Source organism: Pontivivens insulae, from assembly GCF_900302495.1.
GTDB classification, from domain to species: domain Bacteria; phylum Pseudomonadota; class Alphaproteobacteria; order Rhodobacterales; family Rhodobacteraceae; genus Pontivivens; species Pontivivens insulae.
On sequence record NZ_OMKW01000003.1, the window covers coordinates 553527 to 572576 of the forward strand.

Sequence of the window (19050 nt, forward strand, 5' to 3'; positions counted from 1 at the left end):
TGGGGGAAATATCCCCGCCGGAGGCACGGAAAGGTTACGCATAATTCGCCACCGGTGTGCCAGCCAGCGCCGCGATGTTGAGCAAACCACGTGCGGTGATCGATGGGGTCACGATATGGGCGCGGTTGCCCATGCCCATAAGGATCGGACCAACCTCCAGCCCGCCTGCTTTCATCTTCAGAATGTTGCGCACGCCGGAGGCCGCATCGGCATTTGCAAAGACCAACACATTGGCCTCACCATTGAGGCGGCCACCGGGGAAGATGCGTTCGCGCAATTCAGGGTCGAGGGCTGCATCGGAATGCATCTCACCCTCATACTCGAACCCGCAGGACTTCCCATCAAGGATCGCAAGGGCTTCGCGCATCCGCTTGCCGCTCTCAGTGTTCAGGTTGCCGAATTGAGAGTGGGAGCAAAGCGCAACTTTCGGGTCCAGCCCAAAGCGCCGGACATGGCGTGCAGCCCCGATGGCGATGGTCGCGATCTCGGCCGCCGTAGGCTCAGGATGCACATGGGTGTCGGCAATGAACAATGCGCCACTCTCTAGGATCATGACGCTCAGGGCACCGACGGGCGACAGGCCCTGCCCCCCTAGCACCTGCTCGATATAGTTGAGGTGCCAGAGATACTGACCGAACGCCCCGCAGATCAGGCTGTCCGCCTCCCCCCGCTGGACCATCACCGCGCCAATGGCGGTTGTATTGGTGCGCATGATCGCGCGGGCCAGGTCCGGGGTCACGCCCTGCCGGGCCATGATCCGATGATATGTCTCCCAATAGTCGCGATAGCGCGGATCGTTTTCAGGGTTCACGATCTCGAAGTCCCCCTCGCGGATCGGAATGCCGAAGCGCTGGGCACGATTGGCGATCACGTCAGGACGTCCGATCAGGATCGGCGCATCAGGTGTCTCCTCCAACATCGCATGCGCCGCACGGATCACGCGCTCATCCTCACCCTCGGCAAAGACGATGCGACGGGCCGCACTGCGAGAGGCTTCGAACACCGGCTTCATGATCAGCCCGGATTTATAGACCGAGCGCTCAAGCCCCTCCATGTAAGCATCGAAGTCTTCAACAGGTCGGGTCGCCACACCGCTTTCCATCGCGGCTTTTGCAACAGATCCCGCGACAACGGCCAAAAGCCTTGGATCAAAGGGCTTCGGGATGAGATATTCCGGTCCGAAAACAAGGCGCTCGCCATGATAGGCCGCTGCCGCCTCAGCGCTTGAGGCCGCCCGCGCCAGTTCTGCGATGCCCTCGACACAAGCGATCTTCATCGCGTCATTGATCTCGGTCGCGCCGACATCCAATGCGCCGCGGAAAATAAACGGGAAACACAGGACGTTATTGACCTGATTGGGATAGTCAGACCGGCCCGTGGCGATCAGCGCATCGGGCTTCACCTCGCGGGCTGCGGCCGGATCAATCTCAGGGTTCGGGTTGGCCAGCGCCAGAATGATCGGTGCATCCGCCATCTTCGCGACCATTTCGGGCTTCAACACATTCGGCCCGGACAGCCCCAGAAACAGGTCCGCCCCTTCGATGACATCGTTCAATGTGCGGGGGCCACCGGGCTGGGCATAGTCCGCTTTTTGCGGGGTCATGTCCTCTTCCCGGCCCTCATGCACCAGCCCAGCCAGGTCACACAGGAACACGTTCTCCCGCTTTACACCCAGCTTGAGCAACATGTTCAGGCAGGCAATACCGGCCGCACCACCACCGGTTGAAACGACCTTGATGTCCTCAAATTTCCGGTCGGTCAGGTGGATCGCGTTCAGCGCTGCGGCACCCACCACAATCGCCGTCCCGTGCTGATCATCATGGAAAACCGGTATGTTCATCCGCTCGCGACAGAGCTTTTCGACGATGAAGCAATCGGGCGCCTTGATATCTTCAAGATTGATTGCGCCGAATGTCGGCTCCAGCGCTGTCACGATATCCGCCAGCTTCTCAGGATCTTTTTCATCCACCTCGATATCGAAACAGTCGATATTGGCGAATTTCTTGAAGAGCACCGCCTTGCCCTCCATCACCGGCTTAGAGGCGAGCGCCCCGATATTGCCCAGACCCAGGACGGCGGACCCGTTGGTGACGACCGCAACGAGATTTTGCCGCGCGGTATAGCGCGCAGCCTCTGCAGGATTCTCCTTGATGTCGATGCAGGCCTCCGCCACGCCCGGAGAATATGCACGCGCCAGATCCCGCTGGTTGGCCAGCGGCTTGGTTGCGCGGATCTCCAGCTTACCGGGACGCGGAAACTCGTGATAGTCGAGTGCGGCTTGCCGGTTTGCGCGGTTTTGTTCAGTCATCGTCCTGCCCTTTTTCGTCATTCTTTGGTGGAGCGTGACCTAACGTCTCCTTGGTCTGATCGCCAAGCAAATCCGGCGCAATAATCTTTTCCATGAAAATTGAGGCCGGAATGTCCGGGTATGTGCCGAACGGGCCAATCCGGTGGAACCCATTCTTCTCATAAAACCGATGGGCCGCATCCAGACCGACCCCGGTTTCAAGCCGGACCAACCCGCACCCGGCTGTCAAAGCTGCGCTTTCCACCGCACGCAACAGCAGTGACGCCGCCCGGCTGCCACGGGCGGCCGCGGCCACAAACATGGACTTTAGCTCACCCCCAATCCTCCCCCTGCTGTGCAAAGGCTGCACACCCAACGGCCATGCCAGCCTCGGTGCACAGAAAGAAGGTGACGTTGGAGGCTCGCAGGTTTTCAAGATCCAGCCGGAACCGTTCCTCCGGCGGAAAGCGGGCATCCAGGAACGCCCAGCTCTGCTCAAGAATGGAGATAGCCTCCGGCGTCGCGGGGTCGCAGGCAAGAACCTTCATGTCGGTCTCCTTTTCTTTATCCCACAAATATCCCCGCCGGAGGCATTCACGCCTTTAGCTGCGCGCGTCCCTGATCAGTTTCAGAATGCCTGCCGCCGCCTCAGGGATATTCGTGCCGGGGCCAAAGATTGCCGCAACCCCCGCATCCCGCAGGAAGGCATAGTCCTGCTGGGGGATCACACCGCCGCAGACCACGATGATCTCACCCGCACCTTGTGCCCGCAGCGCCTCGATCAGCTTGGGTGCCAGCGTTTTGTGTCCGGCAGCCTGCGACGAAATGCCGACAACATGCACATCATTGTCGACAGCATCCTGTGCGGCTTCTTCCGGGGTCTGGAACAGAGGGCCGACATCAACATCAAAGCCGATATCGGCAAAGGCGGTCGCGATGACCTTCGCACCGCGATCGTGACCATCCTGGCCCATTTTCACAACCAGCATGCGCGGGCGTCGGCCTTCCTCTTCGGCAAACCCTTCAACGTCTCGTTGAATTTGCGCGAAGCCTTCATCGCCCTCATAGGCCGCACCATAAACGCCGGCCAGTGTCTTCACCTCCGCCCGATGACGGCCGAATACCTTTTCCATGGCGTCCGAAATCTCCCCTACAGTTGCCCGTGCCCGCGCGGCCTCGACCGCCGCTGCCAACAGGTTGCCATCGCCGCGTGCCGCTTCTTCCAGTGCGGCCAATGCTGCATCACATTTTGCCTGATCCCGGTTGGCACGGATCTGTTCGAGCCGTGCGACCTGCGCCTCGCGCACGGCGACATTGTCGATGTCGAGGACGTCGATCTCCTCCTCGGTCTCACGGCGATACTTGTTCACGCCAACGATTACTTCTTCACCGCGGTCGATGCGGGCCTGCTTTTGGGCAGCGGCCTCCTCGATCCGAAGCTTCGGCATGCCAGAGGCGACGGCCTTGGTCATGCCGCCCATCTCCTCCACCTCTTCGATGATCTTCCACGCGGCGTCCGCCAGATCGGCCGTCAGCTTCTCGACGTAGTAGGAGCCCGCAAGCGGATCGACCACATTGGTGATGCCCGTTTCTTCCTGCAGGATCAGCTGGGTGTTCCGCGCGATCCGGCTGGAATGGGCGGTGGGCAGGCCAATTGCCTCGTCAAAGCTGTTGGTATGCAGCGATTGCGTCCCGCCCAACACCGCGGCGAGCGCTTCATAGGCTGTGCGCACCACGTTGTTGTATGGGTCCTGCTCCTGCAAGCTGACACCGGAGGTCTGGCAGTGGGTGCGCAACATCAGGGAGCCCGGTTTCTTCGGCTCGAACTCCTCCATGATGCGGGTCCAGAGCAGGCGGGCGGCGCGCAGTTTCGCCGCCTCCATGAAGAAATTCATGCCAATGGCAAAAAAGAAACTCAGTCGGCCTGCGAACTTGTCCACGTCCATGCCGCTTGCAATCGCGGCGCGCACATATTCGCGCCCATCCGCCAGCGTGAAGGCCAGCTCTTGCACCAAGTTCGCGCCCGCCTCCTGCATATGATAGCCAGAGATGGAGATAGAGTTGAAGCGCGGCATCTCCGTCGAGGTGTAGCCGATGATATCCGACACGATCCGCATGCTTGGCTCGGGCGGATAGATGTAGGTGTTGCGAACCATAAACTCTTTAAGGATGTCGTTCTGGATCGTGCCTGACAGGTCAGAGATCGAGCAGCCTTGCTCCTCACCTGCCACAATGAAGCTCGCCAGAACCGGGATCACAGCGCCATTCATGGTCATGGAGACCGAGATGTCTTTCAAAGGAATACCGTCGAAGAGGATTTTCATATCCTCGACAGAGTCGATGGCAACACCGGCCTTACCCACATCGCCCACGACGCGGGGGTGGTCACTGTCATAGCCCCGGTGTGTCGCCAGATCGAACGCAACCGAAACGCCCTGCTGCCCAGCCTCCAGCGCCTTGCGATAAAAGGCGTTCGACTCCTCCGCCGTCGAAAACCCCGCATATTGACGGATGGTCCAGGGACGGCCCGTATACATCGTCGCGCGCGGACCACGGGTGAAGGGCGCATAGCCCGGTGTGCTGCCCAGATGATCCACGCCCTCCAGATCAGCCTCGGTATAGAGTGGTTTGACCGCGATCCCCTCGGGCGTGTTCCAGGTCAGATCGTCAAGCGGGCGGCCACGCAATTCCTTCTCGGCCAGCTTTTTCCAATCACTCATCTCGGGTTCTCCTTCAGGGCATCTTGTGGCCGAGGGACGCTTCCAAAAGCGCGTACCAATCCCGGCGTGTCATCTTGAGGTCGAATGCGGCACCTGCCGCGCGAATGCGGTCTGGGTTTTGCGAGCCGATGATCGGCATGATCCCGGCGGGATGGGCGAGGAGCCATGCCAAGGCGACAGCCCCGCGATCAGCGCCATTCTCACCTGCAATCCGGTCCAGCGCTGTGCAGATGGGTCCGCTACCGGTCATTAGTGCACCGCCTCCAAGCGGGCTCCACGCCATCGGCAGGACACCCAATTCCATGGCTTGATCTAGTACCCCGTCAAACAGGGGTTCAGTCCTGCTCAACGAGATTTCAGGTTGTGTTGCGGCCAGCGGAAAATCGAGATGGGCCTGCAAGGCGCTCAGCTGCGCGGGTGAGAAATTCGAAACTCCTGCCTCCGCGATCTTGCCGCTGTCGCGCAGTTCTGTCAGGGCCTCAGCCATCTCCGCAGGATGAGCCAGATTGTCAGGCCGGTGGATCAGAAACAGCTCGACCTGCTCGCTGCGCAATCGCCGCAGGGAATTTTCAGCACTCTCGATCAACGATGCCGCACGGCTGTCATAGGGCTCTGGCGGGACGATCCCGCCCTTGGTCACCACCGCGACCTGATCACGCAGGCCCGGCTGGGACGCGAACAGATCGCCCAGCCGCGCCTCCGCGTCGCCGAACCCCTCAGCCCCAAATCCGTAGATCGCTGCCGTGTCGAGGACATTGGCCCCGATGGACAGCGCCGCCTCGACCTTCGCCTGCGCGGCGGCAAGGTCCGAACCCGCAAACCGCCAGCAGCCATAGGCGAGCCGACCAACCTTGCGGTCGGCAATCTGAGTTTCACGCGTCAACAGGATCAAATCCGACATGGTCCCCCCTCGAACTTGCGAGTCCCGTGCTTATCTATTGTGCAAAGAGGAGACCCAATGCTGCGTGCCACACTGATTGCCCTGATCGCCGCAACCGCCCTGCCCGCCACGGCGCAGGAGGTTCTGGACGAATATCTCTGGCAGGCCCGACCAATCGTTCTGTTTGCCAACAGTCCGAATGATCCACGGCTGGTCCAGCAACTCGACATGCTGACCCAGGCAGAGCGCGACCTGGAAGAGCGTGATGTCGTCATCATCGTGGACACTGACGATGAGAGCGATCTGCGCACCGAATTCCGCCCGCAAGACTTCCAGTTCCTGCTGATCGGCAAGGATGGGCAGGTCCAGTATCGCCGCCCTGACCCGGTTCCCGTGCGGGAGCTGGTGCGCGTCATCGACCGGATGCCGCTCAGACGCCAGGAGATGGGGCGCAACTGAGGCCCCTCACCTGTTTCCCAAATCCGCACCGCACAATACGTGCGACGCTTGACTATTCGTTGAACTCGGCAACGTCCGGTATGCGTCCAAACGCGATCTTTGCCCCGGTATAGGCGACCTTGTGAGGCGGCAGCTCCCCGAACTGCACCGTATCCTGACCAAACTTCGCGTTGAGCGCGTCGATGGCAGAGCACAGCCCCTCCCGCCCGGTCTGCGCCCCCGCCGGTCGGGCGGAAAACAGGTCGCCCTCCTGCCGTTCCGTTTCGATCAAGCCCCCCAGCATCACACTGACGGAAGTCGGCGCATCGATCCGAAGGCGCGCCCAGTAGCGGTCGAATGTCTCGAGCAGCGAAAAACTGTCCTGTGTCGCGCTGATCTGACCGTCGGTTGACGCCCGGCCGCGTTCCGCGCAGCGCGCACTGACATGCAACGACCGTGCGAATAATCTCTCGCGCCGCAATCGCGATGCGGCCTTGACCAACAGACGCCGCGCCACCAGACGCGCGCCCTCGGGCGTTCGGTTTTGCGGGGTAAGCTGCTGACCGTGGCCCAGCGAATGGCGCTTTGTCTCGGGATAGACGACCGCCTCGCCCTGCAACTGGCGCAAAAACCGCTCCCCCTCCACATTCCGCCACAGATGCCGGGCTGCTTTCGGGTCGAGCGCATGTAAGTCGGTCACGTTGCGAATGCCCGCACGCTCCAACCGCGGCAAAATCCCCCGTGACACGCCCGGCAGATCGTCCAATGTCAGATGCGCGATCTTGCCCGGAAGCACGTCGGGATGCAGCCAATCGACCGCTGGCTTTTTCAGCCCGGCCGCAATCTTGGCGAGCAACTTGTTCGGCGCCACCCCGACAGAGCAATGCAGCGCGGGGCTGACCTGTTGGTGTATCGCCTCCTGAACTGCGCGGCCCAGCGCCAAGGCCCGGTCCAACGCTTGCTGCGAGCCGGTCAGTCTGCATGAAAACTCGTCCACCGAATGCGTGCGATCGATCGGCAAGACGGTCTCGACGGCCGCATGAATGCGATGGTGATAGTCCACGAACATGTCGTGCAATGCTTCGCGAATGATCAGGTCGGGGCATCGCTGGCGTGCCTCGCCGACGCGCATGAAATTCTTCAACCCCGCACGCTTCGCCTCTGCGCTGGCCGCGATCAACGCCGCACCGGGCGCATCTACCGTCACAACACCGACCGGCTTGCCGCGCAACTGTGATTCTTCGGCCTGCCAGACCGAGGCGAAGAAACTGTTCATGTCGAAGAACAATGTGCTGACCTGCGGTTTCATCATCCGAATCCATGCAACCCTGAAGGGTCAAAAGCATAGGACAAAAAGAGAACGTGCGCGAGTCCGTTGCACTGAACATATCACTCGTGGCACTAGCTTGGCCTAGGGACAGCACTAAAGAGACTTGGCTATGGGGCGAATGGGATGGATGGCCGTCGCAACGTTTTGCGCGTTGGGCGGATGTGACGAAGTGACGGACACTCGGGTGACGAACCCGAACCTGACTGTGATGAACAGCCGCGCGGGGGCGGAGTTGCTGGGATCCACGCGGATCGACAGCATAAATGCGCGGCTCTATCAGGCCGGCGATTTGCGGTACGCGGAGCTCGACGCGATCAACAGCAACAATGCGGCGTGGAACGCGCGCTTTACCCGCGCGGCGTTGCAGGCCGCGCAGGACATCGCCGGATGCCCGGCCATGGTTCGCGCCGGAACGGAACTGGACGACCGGCCGCCAAATTCGCGACCATTCCGTCTGGCCGTCCGACAGAACTGTTGATGCAAGACAGGTGAGGAGAGGGCGCAGTCCGCTGCGCCCGGTCATACCGATCCTATCTGCATCCCAAGCGAACATGGCTTATCCGCGGTCCTGCGCGTTCGGCATCACTCGAACTCCATGATGGTTTCGTCCACGGCGAGGCTGTCACCGGGGGCTGCGTTGATCTTGGCGATCAGGCCCTTCTTCTCGGCCCGCAGGACGTTCTCCATCTTCATGGCTTCGACAGTGCAGAGCGCCTGACCCTCCTGCACCTCATCACCGGCCTCAACATTGAGCGAGACCAGAAGACCCGGCATTGGGCAGAGCAGCAGCTTGGACGTGTCGGGCGGCAGCTTCTCTGGCATCAGTGCGGCCAGTTCGGCCACGCGCGGCGTCCGTACGAAGACCTTGCGCGCAGCCCCGCGCCAGCTCATCTGATAGCCATTGGTGATCCGCGCCGCCTTGAGTGGCATAGCGACGCCGTCGACGACGGCATCAATCAGCACGTCACCGGGCCGCCAATTGGCCAGATCAACCTTCAGAGCCTGCCCCTCGACCGTCACGTCGAACAGCCAATCACCTGCATCGACCACGGAAGCCGCGCGGCTTTCCTTGCCCATTTGCACAACCCAGTCAGAACCGGGCTCATATTCACGTCCTTCCAGCGCGCCCGAGACCTGCGCGCCCCGACGCTGCCGCACCAGATGACAGGCGGTTGCGACAGCGCTCAGCCGCACCGCATCGGCATCGGACAGGGCAGCCCCTTCGAACCCTTCGGGATATTCCTCTTCAATAAAGGCTGTCGTGATGTTGCCCGAAACGAAGCGCGGGTGATCCATCACCGCGCTCAGGAATGGCAGGTTGTGGCCGATCCCGTCCACCTCGAACCGGTCAAGCGCGCCGCGCATCTCCTCAATCGCCGCACCCCGATCCGGCCCCCACGAGCAGAGCTTCGCGATCATCGGATCGTAATACATGCTGATCTCGCCGCCCTCATAGACGCCGGTATCGTTGCGCACGCACTGTTCGACCTCCTGCGGCGGGCGATAGCGGGTCAGCCGCCCGATGGAGGGCAGGAAATTGCGGAACGGATCCTCGGCATAAAGGCGGCTTTCCATCGCCCAGCCGTTCAGCTTGATATCATCCTGCTTGAGGCTGAGATGCTCCCCGTACGCGACGCGGATCATCTGCTCTACCAGATCAACGCCGGTAATCAGCTCCGTCACCGGATGCTCCACCTGCAAACGGGTGTTCATCTCAAGGAAATAGAAGTTGCGCTCACCGTCCACGATGAATTCGACCGTGCCCGCAGAGCAATAGTCGACGGCCCTCGCGAGGGCGACGGACTGCTCGCCCATCGCCTTGCGCGTGGCCTCATCGAGGAAGGGCGAGGGCGCCTCCTCAATCACCTTCTGGTTCCGGCGCTGGATCGAGCATTCCCGCTCGCCCAGATAGATGCAGTTGCCGTGCTTATCGCCGAGCACCTGAATTTCGATATGGCGCGGCTGGGTCACAAACTTCTCGATGAAGATCCGGTCGTCGCCGAAGGAATTGGCCGCCTCCGACTTAGAGAGCGCGAAGCCCTCCCGCGCCTCATCATCATTCCATGCGATCCGCATGCCCTTGCCGCCACCACCGGCGCTGGCCTTGATCATCACCGGATAACCGATCTCGGTCGCGATCTTCACCGCGTGCTCAGCATCGTCAATCAGCCCCATATAGCCGGGAACGGTGGAGACACCTGCTTCTGCCGCCAGCTTCTTCGACGTGATCTTGTCGCCCATCGCTTCAATGGCGCCCTCAGGCGGCCCGATAAAGGCCACGCCCTCTGCCGCAAGCGCGGCGGCAAACTCTGCCCGCTCGGACAGGAAGCCATAGCCCGGATGTACCGCTTCCGCACCAGTCTGGCGGATCGCGTCCATGATCTTATCGATCACAATATAGGACTGGTTGGCGGGCGGCGGGCCGATATGCACCGCCTCATCAGCCATGCTGACATGCAACGCGTCGCGGTCCGCATCCGAATAGACGGCGACCGTCTGAATGCCCATCTTGCGCGCCGTCTTGATAACGCGGCAGGCGATCTCACCCCGGTTTGCGATCAGGATTTTCTTGAACATGGCGTCGTCCCTTATGTCAGCACGAAAGGTCCGGCGCCGCGCAAGCGGGCCAGACCCATCGGATCTTGTTTTACTGTTATTTTGAGTGTGGCCCGGTCAGTCCCAGACGGGATCGCCGAGGTTGACATCGCTCGGGCCGGTAAGCGCACCGGTCGCTGCACCGACCACGATGGCAGGTGCCGCAGCCACGCCCAGCACCGCCCCCGCACCCAGACCGATTGCGCCGCCTGAAAGCCCCCGATCGCCGGTTGAGCTGCCGCACGCGGCCAGCGCCCCACAGGCGCCAAGAATGAAGAGAAGTCGCATATCTGCCCCCAAAGCAGTTGAGACCTTAACGTTAACACGTCTGTGCGCGTGACGGCATCCCTCATTGCGCCAACCCCGGAAAGTTGGCGGCGACGGCACGCATATCGATCTTCAGCAGTGCCTCATAATCCGCCGGATCAAAGGGATCCTCCGCCGCCACGACTTCCCGCCCGAACAACCAGTTCAACCGCCCCGCATCGAGGTTTCCCCGCTCAAATGGCTCCTCTCCGAAATGCTCGATCAATGCAGCCAGGAACCCCTCATCCGCCTCACGATCTTCCTTGCGCCGGTCGCGAAACCGTTCGCGCGCTTTCAAAGGTGTCGCGCCAGAGGGATTGGCCCGCCGGATCACGAATTGATAGTCGGTGCCCTTGAGCCGACCGGGAAAGCCACGGTGTTTCAGCATGAAGACTGCCTTTCAAACACGACAAAACCGCCCGGCAGGGGAGCTCCCCACCGGACGGTTTCCAAAATTTCTGGAACGCTTAGCGCGTAATTACTGGTTGGTTGCAGCGCCTGCGGCACCACCGATCGCAGCACCGGCAGCAGCACCTTCCAGCACGCTGACATCATCCTGATCCGCGATTGCCGCGCCCACTGCGCCGACGCCTGCGCCAACGATCGCGCCATTGGTCGCGCCACGCTGCTGGTTGGCCGTGCAGGCAGCCGTGCCAAGGACAACAGCGGACAGGACGGCGATACGAAGAATAGACATGATGAAATTTCCTTCACTTTTGTTTCAGGTGAAGGAAACGTCACGTGGGCTGATTGGTTCCGCAAATCCCGTCGCTGCCCGCTCACGCCAATGTCAGCAGACCGGGTGGACCCAACCGGGAACGCGTCAATTCGACGGCGGAAAATGGCTGAGATCATCATGATCGCACCCGCGCATGTGCCAGCCAGCGTTGTTGCCTCAAGGGATCGTTCAGGACAGCCTCGATACGTGCAGCGATGCCGGGAACCGCACGGTCCCACTGGCCGCCCGCCAAGACGTCGAGCCCCCGATTGCTGCGGGTGATCCGCACGACAGGGGAAAAACCGCGCAGCGCCCGCAACTCCCGCCAGAGGTCTTGCCGGATCTGGTGCGCCAACCTGCCCCGTGCGGCCAGCGGCAGCGAGATACGCGCCGCCACATCCAGCCGCGCCCGTCCCGGTCGGGCCAGGGTCAGCGCCGCGCCATCGCGCACCATATGCCAGCGCACACGGCTCACCCGCGCAGTGCCTCGATCAATTCGGCCTTATCCATCTCGGATCGACCATCAATGTCGAGCTCTTGCGCACGGGCATAGAGCTCCTCCTTGGTCCACTCCTCATAGGGCGGCTGCGCCCCCCCCTTCCGAGAGGCTTCATCGCCCGCATTCGCAATCGCCGCTGCTTTCGACTTGGAATAGCCCTTTTCGCGCAGCGCCTCATACGTGTCGTCGTCTTTGATTGACTTGCCGTGATCGTCGCTCATTCCATCGCCTCCCGAATTTGGAGCACCTCAGCCTCAGGCAGAAAGGCGGTACAGGTCCCGTCCTCAGCCAATGGCCAGACAAATCCCTGTGCATTCGTGAAGTTCGGCTCGGGATATTCCTCGAACTGGATCTTTGCGAAAGTGTAGTCGACGTTTTCATACGCCTCCTCGCGCCGGGCGATGATCGCGGTCGCCTGCGAGATACAAAGCTCAGACGCCGTTTGGTCGAGCAGGTCGGGATCATAGCTGTCGAGCGGCTGCGGCAGCGTATAGGTCACCTGCAACCCCAATCCGTCTTGCGAGCGGTCGCGTGTCGTCTCGCTCCGGCGCCAGCGCGGCTCTACACCGCTGGGTGGGCGTGGGTTGGTGCGTCCGAACGGCTCGATGGGCAGACATGTATCACCATCGACCTGAAAGAGATTGTTGTGAAAGCGGGAGATCGTGAACGGCCCCTCCTGCTCTTCCGGTGTCCAGTCCCAACGCAGTTCCAGTTGGTCACCGTCGATCCCCGCCAGGAAGTCACGCACCGATTGGTTCGGGGCCAGACGCTCGCAAAGCTCCTGCATGATCCCGATCACATCGGTGGGCGGACGCGGGCCAAAGGGTTCAGGCTCAAAATTGGGTGTGAAAGACATCCGCACCCAGGCACGGTTCTCTGCCGCCCACTCCATCGACTCCATGCGGACAAAATCGACCGAAAGGTTGTTACGCAACTCAAAGGTCTGCGCCGCAACCGGCGCAGTCGTCATCATCAAAAAGGCAATCGCATATTTCATGCTCAGCTCTCTCTCATTGCGCCCCGCGCGACCGCCCCATCAAGATCGGGCGCGACAGGTTGCACCGGACGGGTCCGCCCGGCCTTAGATCATGGCCGCCGCGCGACCATGTCGATTTCGACCAGAGCGCCCACGGCCAGCGCCGTCACCCCAATCGTGGTGCGCGCAGGACGGCGATCTTCGGCGAAGAAGCTCTGATAGGTTTCATTGAACGCGGCATAGTCCCGCTCGAACTCGGTCAGATAGCACCGGCATTGCACGACATGGGTCAGATCGAGGCCCAACTCGCCCAGGATCAGCTCCAGATTGCGCATCACCCGCACCGTCTGCGCCTCAATCCCCGCGGGCAGGGGCGCATCAGGAGCCGCCGGGTCCGTCGGCATCTGCCCCGTCAACATCACCCAACCGTCACTCTCCACCGCGTGGGAGAAAGGCGCGACGGGCCGGGGGCCGTTGGAGAAGAGGTGGAAGTCAGGCATCGTCCGCCTCTCCACCAAGCAGATCGAGGTTCAGACACTCTCCGTTGTCGATTGGGACGCCATACTGAGCGAACGTGTAGGCGTGAACGAACCCTACAGACCAACCGGACCGAAGTCGAATTTGGAGCACTCGATAGTTCTCGGCCTCTAGCGATGCGCTTCGTGCAAACTCCGACGCCCAGAAGGCCTCGCAAAACGCTTGCGCGTAAGATGCCGTAAGCACATCGTTTTCAACGTCATCGGATGTCACAACCAATCGGAAGACAGTGCCACCTTCCACGAGTTGCAACTGAATCTGTTGGATCGTGAACTCCGCACCGTCATGGCGAAGCACACCAAGAGGACGCTGCGAACAGGCAGCAAGCAGCGTTACCGCAACTAGGCAGATTGAGACGAAGCGCATCACAGCGGAATATTGTTGTGCTTTTTCCACGGCATCTTCTGCTGCTTGCCGCGCAGGGAGGCGAAGGCGCGCGTGATGCGGCGCCGGGTGGAATGCGGCATGATCACCTCGTCGATGAAGCCCTTCTCCGCGGCCTTGAACGGGGTTGCGAACTTCTCCTCATAATCCGCGGTGCGCGCGGCAATCGCCTCCGCATCGCCGATCTCGTTGCGGAAGATGATCTCGACCGCGCCCTTTGCCCCCATCACCGCAATCTCTGCCGTTGGCCAGGCATAGTTGATGTCGGATCGTATGTGCTTGGACGCCATGACGTCATAGGCTCCGCCATAGGCCTTGCGCGTAATAACGGTGACCTTGGGCACCGTCGCCTCACCATAAGCATAAAGCAGCTTCGCGCCGTGCTTGATCACACCGTTCCATTCCTGCGAGGTTCCCGGCAGGAAGCCCGGCACGTCCACAAGCGTCAAAAGCGGGATCTCGAACGCATCGCAGAACCGCACGAAGCGCGCCGCCTTGCGCGACGCCGCAATGTCGATACAGCCCGCCAGCACCATCGGCTGGTTCGCCACGACCCCGACCGTGCGCCCTTCCAGCCGGATGAACCCGGTCAGGATGTTCTTGGCATAGGCTTCCTGCATCTCGAAGAAATCACCCTCATCGGCGAGCTTCGTGATCAGTTCCTTCATGTCATAGGGCGTGTTCGGGTTGTCCGGGATCAGAGTATCAAGGCTGTTGTCGATCCGGTCATGGGCATCGAAGGATGGGCGAACCGGCGGCTTTTCCCGATTGTTGAGCGGCAGCAGATCGACCAGACGACGCACCTCGGCCAGCGCTTCCACATCATTCTCGAACGCAGCATCGGCGACAGAGGATTTCGCCGTGTGCGTGGACGCGCCGCCCAGCTCCTCCGCCGTCACCGTCTCATTCGTCACGGTCTTCACCACATCAGGGCCAGTGACAAACATGTAAGAGCTGTCGCGAACCATGAAGATAAAATCCGTCATAGCGGGGGAGTAAACCGCCCCACCTGCGCACGGCCCCATGATGACGCTGATCTGCGGGATCACGCCCGACGCCTCGATATTGCGCTGGAAGACCTCACCATAGGCTGCGAGGGAGTCGACTCCCTCCTGAATGCGCGCACCGCCGGAGTCGTTTAGCCCGATCACCGGCGCGCCGTTTTGCATCGCCATATCCATGATCTTGCAGATCTTCTGACCGTGGGTTTCCGACACCGAACCGCCCAGCACAGTGAAATCCTGTGCAAAGACATAGACCTGCCGCCCGTTGATCGTGCCCCAACCAGTGACGACACCATCGCCAGGAAACTTCTGCTTTTCCATTCCGAAATCAACGGAACGGTGGGCCACGAACATATCGTATTCTTCGAAGGAATCCGGGTCGAGCAGCACGTCCAGACGTTCGCGCGCTGTAAGCTTGCCGTTTTTGTGCTGCCGGTCGATCCGCGCCTGACCGCCACCCAGACGCGCCTGATCGCGACGTTCCTCCAGCTGATCGAGAATATCTTTCATGGCGCGGCCCTCCCGGAATGATTTTGCCAAACCATAGCGTTGCACTGCAGCAGGAACCACGCCTTATCAGCAAGTTTGCAAATTCATTGCAAATCCATCTCTGCGATTTGCAAATTTGCGAACTATCGACCCGCCTTTCGCAACGCGCTATGAACAAGGTTCAGGAGGCTTATCCATGTCCACGCAAGATCGCCGCGCAGCACTGCGCAACCGCCTGACCGACGCGGCAGAGGCTCAGATCGCAACCGACGGGCTCGCCAGCCTGCGGGCACGGGATCTGGCAAAGGTCGCGGGCTGTTCCGTCGGCGCCATCTACACGGTGTTCGAAGACCTTCAGGCAATCGCCCTGGCCGTAAACATGCGGACCTTTTCGACGATGGGCGGTGAGATTCTGGCAAAGGTGCGCACCGCTGAAACGGCCCCGCCCGCCGAGCGCATGATCGCAATGGCGCACGCCTATCTCGAGTACGCCACACGCAATCCCCTGCGTTGGAAAGCCCTGTTTGAGGTAGAGATGAGCCGAGACAGCGACATACCACCGGCCTATGCCAGTGCGCTCGCACAACTCTTCAGTCTGATCTCCGGCCCGCTGCGCGAACTTGCGCCAGAAGCGGATGCGGATCGGATCGAGATGCTGACACGCGGTCTTTTCTCCTCCATTCACGGCATGGTCCTGCTCGGTGTGGAGAACCGCGTGTCGGCCGTGCCGCGCGCGCAACTGCCGGACGCAATTGCCTTCATTATTCGTGCAGGATGTGACGCCACGTCAAAATGAACATCGTTCAATTTCTTTCTTGAACATCGTTCAGGCCTTCCCATTTCCTTGTCATGAACAACGTTCAAGCGAGGATGAAGATGCTCAGATTGATGGATACACTGCTCAAGGGCGCAAGGGCGCGGGCCGAAGAACGCGTCACCGACGCCTATGCGATCGAATTGATCGAACAGAAAATTCGTGAGGCGCAGGCAAGCTTTCGCAGCGCCAAGACCACACTCGCCACGCTGATGCAGCGCCAGCGGGTCGAAGTCCGTGCGATGGATGATCTGGATACCCGCATTGCCGATCTGATGGAGCGGGCCGGTCAGGCGCTCAACGCAGGTCGCGATGATCTTGCGAATGAGGCCGCAGCTGCAATCGCGGATCTTGAAAACGAAAAGGCGGTTCGTCAGCAAACCCTCGACAGGCTTGAGGCCAAGATCACCCGGCTGCGCCATTCTCTCGACAAGGCCAACCGGCGCATCATCGACCTGAAGCAAGGCGCGATTGGCGCCCGTGCCGTCGAACGGGAACGTCGCGCGCAGGCCGGACTGAACGGTCGCATCGCCCAAACCCCGCATATCGCGGAAGCAGAGGAACTGATCGCGCGCGTCATGGGCCAGGACGACCCGTTCGAACAGGCCGAGATCCTCAGCGAAATCGACGCGGCCCTTGATCATTCCGGCGTTGCGGACCGGATGGGCGATGCTGGGTTCGGCGCACCGTCCCGCACACGGACCGAAGACGTCTTGGCCCGCCTAAGAGCCTCTTCCTGACATCCCGATACCACTCCCAAATCAACCACCAACACGGAGAAGACCAATGCACAACACCGATGAAAGCAACAGCATCTACACCCTGTTCAACCTCGCAGGCGTCGCCACGGCCTATGTCATGCTCGGCTTGTCGATCTGGCTCAGCGATGTGCCGCTCTCGACGAAAGGATTTTGGGGCATGGGCGTTTTTCTGCTGACGCTCAGCCTCGTGAATCTCGTGAAATACCGCATTGATGATCGTGCGAAAGCCGACCGCATCCGGCAGCTTGAGGCCGCGCGCGATGATAAGCTGCTTTCGGAGTTCGTCTCAGAGAAAGCTGCGTAACGCAGGGATCTGCCCCCGCCAGTTGGCGGTCTGGTCGGGGCGGGCTTGCGTCAGGGGTTTGCAAAGCGCACAAATGGCTTTGCAAACCCCGTATTTGTTCGAGGCTGAGATGGCGCAAACCAAAATCTACGCTGGCGCGAAACTGCGCGATTTGCGCCGCAGCGAGGGTCTGACGCAAAAGGAATTTGCCGCCCGCCTGGGCGTCTCGCTCTCCTACCTCAATCAGATGGAGAACAATCACCGCCCCGTCGCGTCAGCCGTATTGCTCGGCCTTGCCCGGGAATTTGGCTTCGACATCACCTCGCTCGATGCCGGAGAGGCGGAGCGTCTTGTCGCGGATATGCGAGAGGCGCTGGCCGATCCCGGTCTGGGCGAGGTGCCATTGGCCGACCTCAGCCTTGTCGCCAGCAATGCCCCCGCGCTGGCCCGCGCGTTTCTGACCCTGCACCGCCAGCAGCGCGACGTGGCAGAGCGGATGGGAACCCTCGATGACCGGATGCGGGAAACCGCGCATATCCCTCAGCCCTGGGAGGAGGTCCGAGACTTCTTTCACTATTGCGACAACTACATCGACAGCATCGACCGCGCCGCCGAACACTTTGCGGCCACGGTGCTGGTCGGGCGCGAACCGCTGAACGATCTGGCCGGGTGGTTTGACGATCACGGGCTCGCACTCGCCTTTTCCGATACATCTGCCGCGCGCCATTTTGATGGCATAACCCTGCACCTGTCCCGCCAGACCGATCCGGCCACGCAACGGTTTCAAGTGCTCCATCAGGTGGCCCGCATCGCCTATGCAGACCTGATCGGCGCAACGCTCGATTTCGCGCGCTTTTCCTCTGACAGCGCCCGCGACATTGCGGGGATCGGCCTTGCCAACTACTTCGCCGGCGCGGCGATGATGCCCTACACCAGATTTGCAGAAACCGCACAGGCAACACGCCATGACCTAGAGCATCTGGCGCTGACCTTCGGCGCCTCACTGGAACAGGTGGCGCACCGCCTCTCGACCCTGCAGCGGCAGGGTGCAAAGGGCGTGCCATTCTTCTTTGTACGTGTCGATCCGGCCGGCACGATCACAAAGCGCCACTCCGCCACCCGCCTGCAATTCGCGCGCTTTGGTGGCGCTTGCCCCCTTTGGAACGTGCATCAGGCCTTTGAGACACCTGGCCGCTTTCTGCGTCAGGTTGCCGAAACACCCGACGGCGTGCGCTATTTCTGCCTTGCCCGCGAAGTTACCAAGCCTGCGCGCAGCTATCAGGCTCGTGTGCCGCGCCACGCCATCGGCCTTGGCTGCGAATTACAGCATGCCGATGCACTGATCTATGCCGACGACATGGATGTCGGCCCCGGCGCGCAGCCAGAACCGATTGGAGTTTCGTGCCGCACCTGCCCACGCCCCGATTGCCATCAACGTGCCCTGCCGCCGCTTGAGGCACCGGTGCGCATCGACCCAAACCTGCGCGGAACGCTGCCCTACGCATTGGGGTGATTGCAGCCCGCACCGCCCCGCGCTAGCGTCCGGATCAAAGGGAGGACACCGCATGGAACTCACAGGCACCCGCCTTATCGCCGCCGACCGTGAGACGGTCTGGACCGCGCTCAACAATCCCGAAGTGCTCAAGGCCAGCATTCCCGGATGTGAAGAACTCACCGGCTCTGCCGAAGACGGGTTCGAGGCCGTCGTCGTACAAAAGGTCGGCCCCGTGAAGGCAAAGTTCAAAGGACAGGTCCACTTGTCCGACGTCAACGCGCCTGAGAGCTATCGCATCTCGGGAGAGGGCAAGGGCGGCGCGGCGGGCTTTGCCAAGGGCGGCGCCGATGTCTCTCTGGCAGAGGTCGAAGGCGGCACCGAACTCTCCTACGCGGTAGACGCCAAGGTCGGCGGAAAGATCGCACAGCTCGGATCCCGCCTGATCGACGGTTTCGCAAAGAAGATGGCAGACGCGTTCTTCGAGAATTTCAAGGATCAGGTCGAGGGCAACTCTTGATCACGGCCGAATATGCA

At 61.2% G+C, this 19050-nt stretch carries 23 protein-coding genes; 7 read left to right on the plus strand and 16 right to left on the minus strand.

Annotated features, from left to right (window positions below; translation table 11 throughout):
• Window positions 1-34: 34 nt before the first annotated feature.
• The 5 genes from POI8812_RS13215 to POI8812_RS13230 are packed head-to-tail and all read right to left on the minus strand — an operon-like array spanning window position 35 to window position 5908.
• On the minus strand, window positions 35-2308 hold the full coding sequence (locus tag POI8812_RS13215) for an NADP-dependent malic enzyme (protein WP_108783048.1): 2274 nt from the start codon (window positions 2306-2308) through the stop codon (window positions 35-37).
• Window positions 2301-2609: a GNAT family N-acetyltransferase gene (locus POI8812_RS13220; RefSeq protein WP_162844914.1), complete on the minus strand. Its 309-nt coding sequence runs from the start codon at window positions 2607-2609 to the stop codon at window positions 2301-2303. Before POI8812_RS13220 ends, POI8812_RS13215 begins: the two co-directional genes overlap by 8 nt.
• A gap of 10 nt (window positions 2610-2619) precedes the next feature.
• On the minus strand, window positions 2620-2835 hold the full coding sequence (locus POI8812_RS17720; protein WP_162844915.1) for a hypothetical protein: 216 nt from the start codon (window positions 2833-2835) through the stop codon (window positions 2620-2622).
• Between the two features lie 54 nt (window positions 2836-2889).
• Complete coding sequence (gene scpA, locus POI8812_RS13225) at window positions 2890-5007, minus strand: methylmalonyl-CoA mutase (RefSeq protein WP_108783050.1); 2118 nt, start codon at window positions 5005-5007, stop codon at window positions 2890-2892.
• A 13-nt stretch (window positions 5008-5020) separates the two neighbouring features.
• The gene (locus tag POI8812_RS13230) at window positions 5021-5908 is read right to left on the minus strand and encodes an aldo/keto reductase (protein ID WP_108783051.1); all 888 of its coding nucleotides are present in this window, start codon (window positions 5906-5908) and stop codon (window positions 5021-5023) included.
• Between the two features lie 57 nt (window positions 5909-5965).
• Between POI8812_RS13230 and POI8812_RS13235 the strand changes: the two genes are divergently transcribed.
• Entirely contained in the window at window positions 5966-6346 is a 381-nt protein-coding gene (locus POI8812_RS13235) for a DUF4174 domain-containing protein (RefSeq protein ID WP_108783052.1), read from the plus strand.
• 52 nt (window positions 6347-6398) lie between these two features.
• On the opposite strand, the gene POI8812_RS13240 is transcribed toward POI8812_RS13235, so the two are convergent.
• Window positions 6399-7634: a Y-family DNA polymerase gene (locus POI8812_RS13240; RefSeq protein ID WP_162844916.1), complete on the minus strand. Its 1236-nt coding sequence runs from the start codon at window positions 7632-7634 to the stop codon at window positions 6399-6401.
• Between the two features lie 130 nt (window positions 7635-7764).
• On the opposite strand from POI8812_RS13240, the gene POI8812_RS13245 reads away from it, so the two are divergent.
• Window positions 7765-8133 carry a hypothetical protein gene (locus POI8812_RS13245; RefSeq protein WP_146186173.1) on the plus strand — a complete coding sequence of 123 codons (369 nt, stop codon included), beginning with the start codon at window positions 7765-7767 and terminating at the stop codon, window positions 8131-8133.
• Between the two features lie 104 nt (window positions 8134-8237).
• On the opposite strand, the gene POI8812_RS13250 is transcribed toward POI8812_RS13245, so the two are convergent.
• From POI8812_RS13250 to POI8812_RS13295, 10 genes are all read right to left on the minus strand, one after another.
• Window positions 8238-10232 carry an acetyl-CoA carboxylase biotin carboxylase subunit gene (locus POI8812_RS13250; RefSeq protein ID WP_108783055.1) on the minus strand — a complete coding sequence of 665 codons (1995 nt, stop codon included), beginning with the start codon at window positions 10230-10232 and terminating at the stop codon, window positions 8238-8240.
• Window positions 10233-10328: 96 nt separating this feature from the next.
• Window positions 10329-10538, minus strand: a complete 210-nt coding sequence (locus POI8812_RS13255; RefSeq protein WP_108783056.1) for a hypothetical protein — start codon at window positions 10536-10538, stop codon at window positions 10329-10331.
• A gap of 61 nt (window positions 10539-10599) precedes the next feature.
• On the minus strand, window positions 10600-10944 hold the full coding sequence (locus POI8812_RS13260; protein ID WP_108783057.1) for a hypothetical protein: 345 nt from the start codon (window positions 10942-10944) through the stop codon (window positions 10600-10602).
• A 90-nt stretch (window positions 10945-11034) separates the two neighbouring features.
• Window positions 11035-11253, minus strand: a complete 219-nt coding sequence (locus POI8812_RS13265; protein ID WP_108783058.1) for a YMGG-like glycine zipper-containing protein — start codon at window positions 11251-11253, stop codon at window positions 11035-11037.
• A 157-nt stretch (window positions 11254-11410) separates the two neighbouring features.
• Window positions 11411-11740, minus strand: coding sequence for a hypothetical protein (locus tag POI8812_RS13270; protein WP_245895403.1), 330 nt, complete (start codon window positions 11738-11740; stop codon window positions 11411-11413).
• 5 nt (window positions 11741-11745) lie between these two features.
• Entirely contained in the window at window positions 11746-11994 is a 249-nt protein-coding gene (locus POI8812_RS13275; RefSeq protein ID WP_108783060.1) for a DUF7218 family protein, read from the minus strand.
• Complete coding sequence (locus POI8812_RS13280; protein ID WP_108783061.1) at window positions 11991-12770, minus strand: hypothetical protein; 780 nt, start codon at window positions 12768-12770, stop codon at window positions 11991-11993. The genes POI8812_RS13275 and POI8812_RS13280 overlap by 4 nt, the downstream gene beginning before the upstream one ends.
• An 89-nt stretch (window positions 12771-12859) precedes the next feature.
• Window positions 12860-13249, minus strand: a complete 390-nt coding sequence (locus tag POI8812_RS13285; RefSeq protein WP_108783062.1) for a RidA family protein — start codon at window positions 13247-13249, stop codon at window positions 12860-12862.
• Window positions 13242-13682 (minus strand): hypothetical protein, encoded by a 441-nt coding sequence (locus POI8812_RS13290; RefSeq protein WP_146186174.1) that lies wholly within the window; start codon window positions 13680-13682, stop codon window positions 13242-13244. The genes POI8812_RS13285 and POI8812_RS13290 overlap by 8 nt, the downstream gene beginning before the upstream one ends.
• Window positions 13652-15184 carry an acyl-CoA carboxylase subunit beta gene (locus tag POI8812_RS13295; protein ID WP_108783064.1) on the minus strand — a complete coding sequence of 511 codons (1533 nt, stop codon included), beginning with the start codon at window positions 15182-15184 and terminating at the stop codon, window positions 13652-13654. Before POI8812_RS13295 ends, POI8812_RS13290 begins: the two co-directional genes overlap by 31 nt.
• A 175-nt stretch (window positions 15185-15359) precedes the next feature.
• Between POI8812_RS13295 and POI8812_RS13300 the strand changes: the two genes are divergently transcribed.
• From POI8812_RS13300 to POI8812_RS13320, 5 genes are all read left to right on the plus strand, one after another.
• On the plus strand, window positions 15360-15959 hold the full coding sequence (locus tag POI8812_RS13300) for a TetR/AcrR family transcriptional regulator (protein ID WP_108783065.1): 600 nt from the start codon (window positions 15360-15362) through the stop codon (window positions 15957-15959).
• An 80-nt stretch (window positions 15960-16039) separates the two neighbouring features.
• The gene (locus tag POI8812_RS13305) at window positions 16040-16717 is read left to right on the plus strand and encodes a PspA/IM30 family protein (RefSeq protein ID WP_108783241.1); all 678 of its coding nucleotides are present in this window, start codon (window positions 16040-16042) and stop codon (window positions 16715-16717) included.
• Window positions 16718-16763: 46 nt separating this feature from the next.
• A complete protein-coding gene (locus POI8812_RS13310; protein ID WP_108783066.1) occupies window positions 16764-17042 on the plus strand; it encodes a YiaA/YiaB family inner membrane protein in 279 nt (92 codons plus the stop codon).
• Window positions 17043-17151: 109 nt separating this feature from the next.
• Window positions 17152-18534, plus strand: coding sequence for a helix-turn-helix domain-containing protein (locus POI8812_RS13315; protein ID WP_108783242.1), 1383 nt, complete (start codon window positions 17152-17154; stop codon window positions 18532-18534).
• A gap of 52 nt (window positions 18535-18586) precedes the next feature.
• The gene (locus tag POI8812_RS13320) at window positions 18587-19033 is read left to right on the plus strand and encodes an SRPBCC family protein (RefSeq protein WP_108783067.1); all 447 of its coding nucleotides are present in this window, start codon (window positions 18587-18589) and stop codon (window positions 19031-19033) included.
• The last annotated feature ends 17 nt before the right edge of the window (window positions 19034-19050 follow it).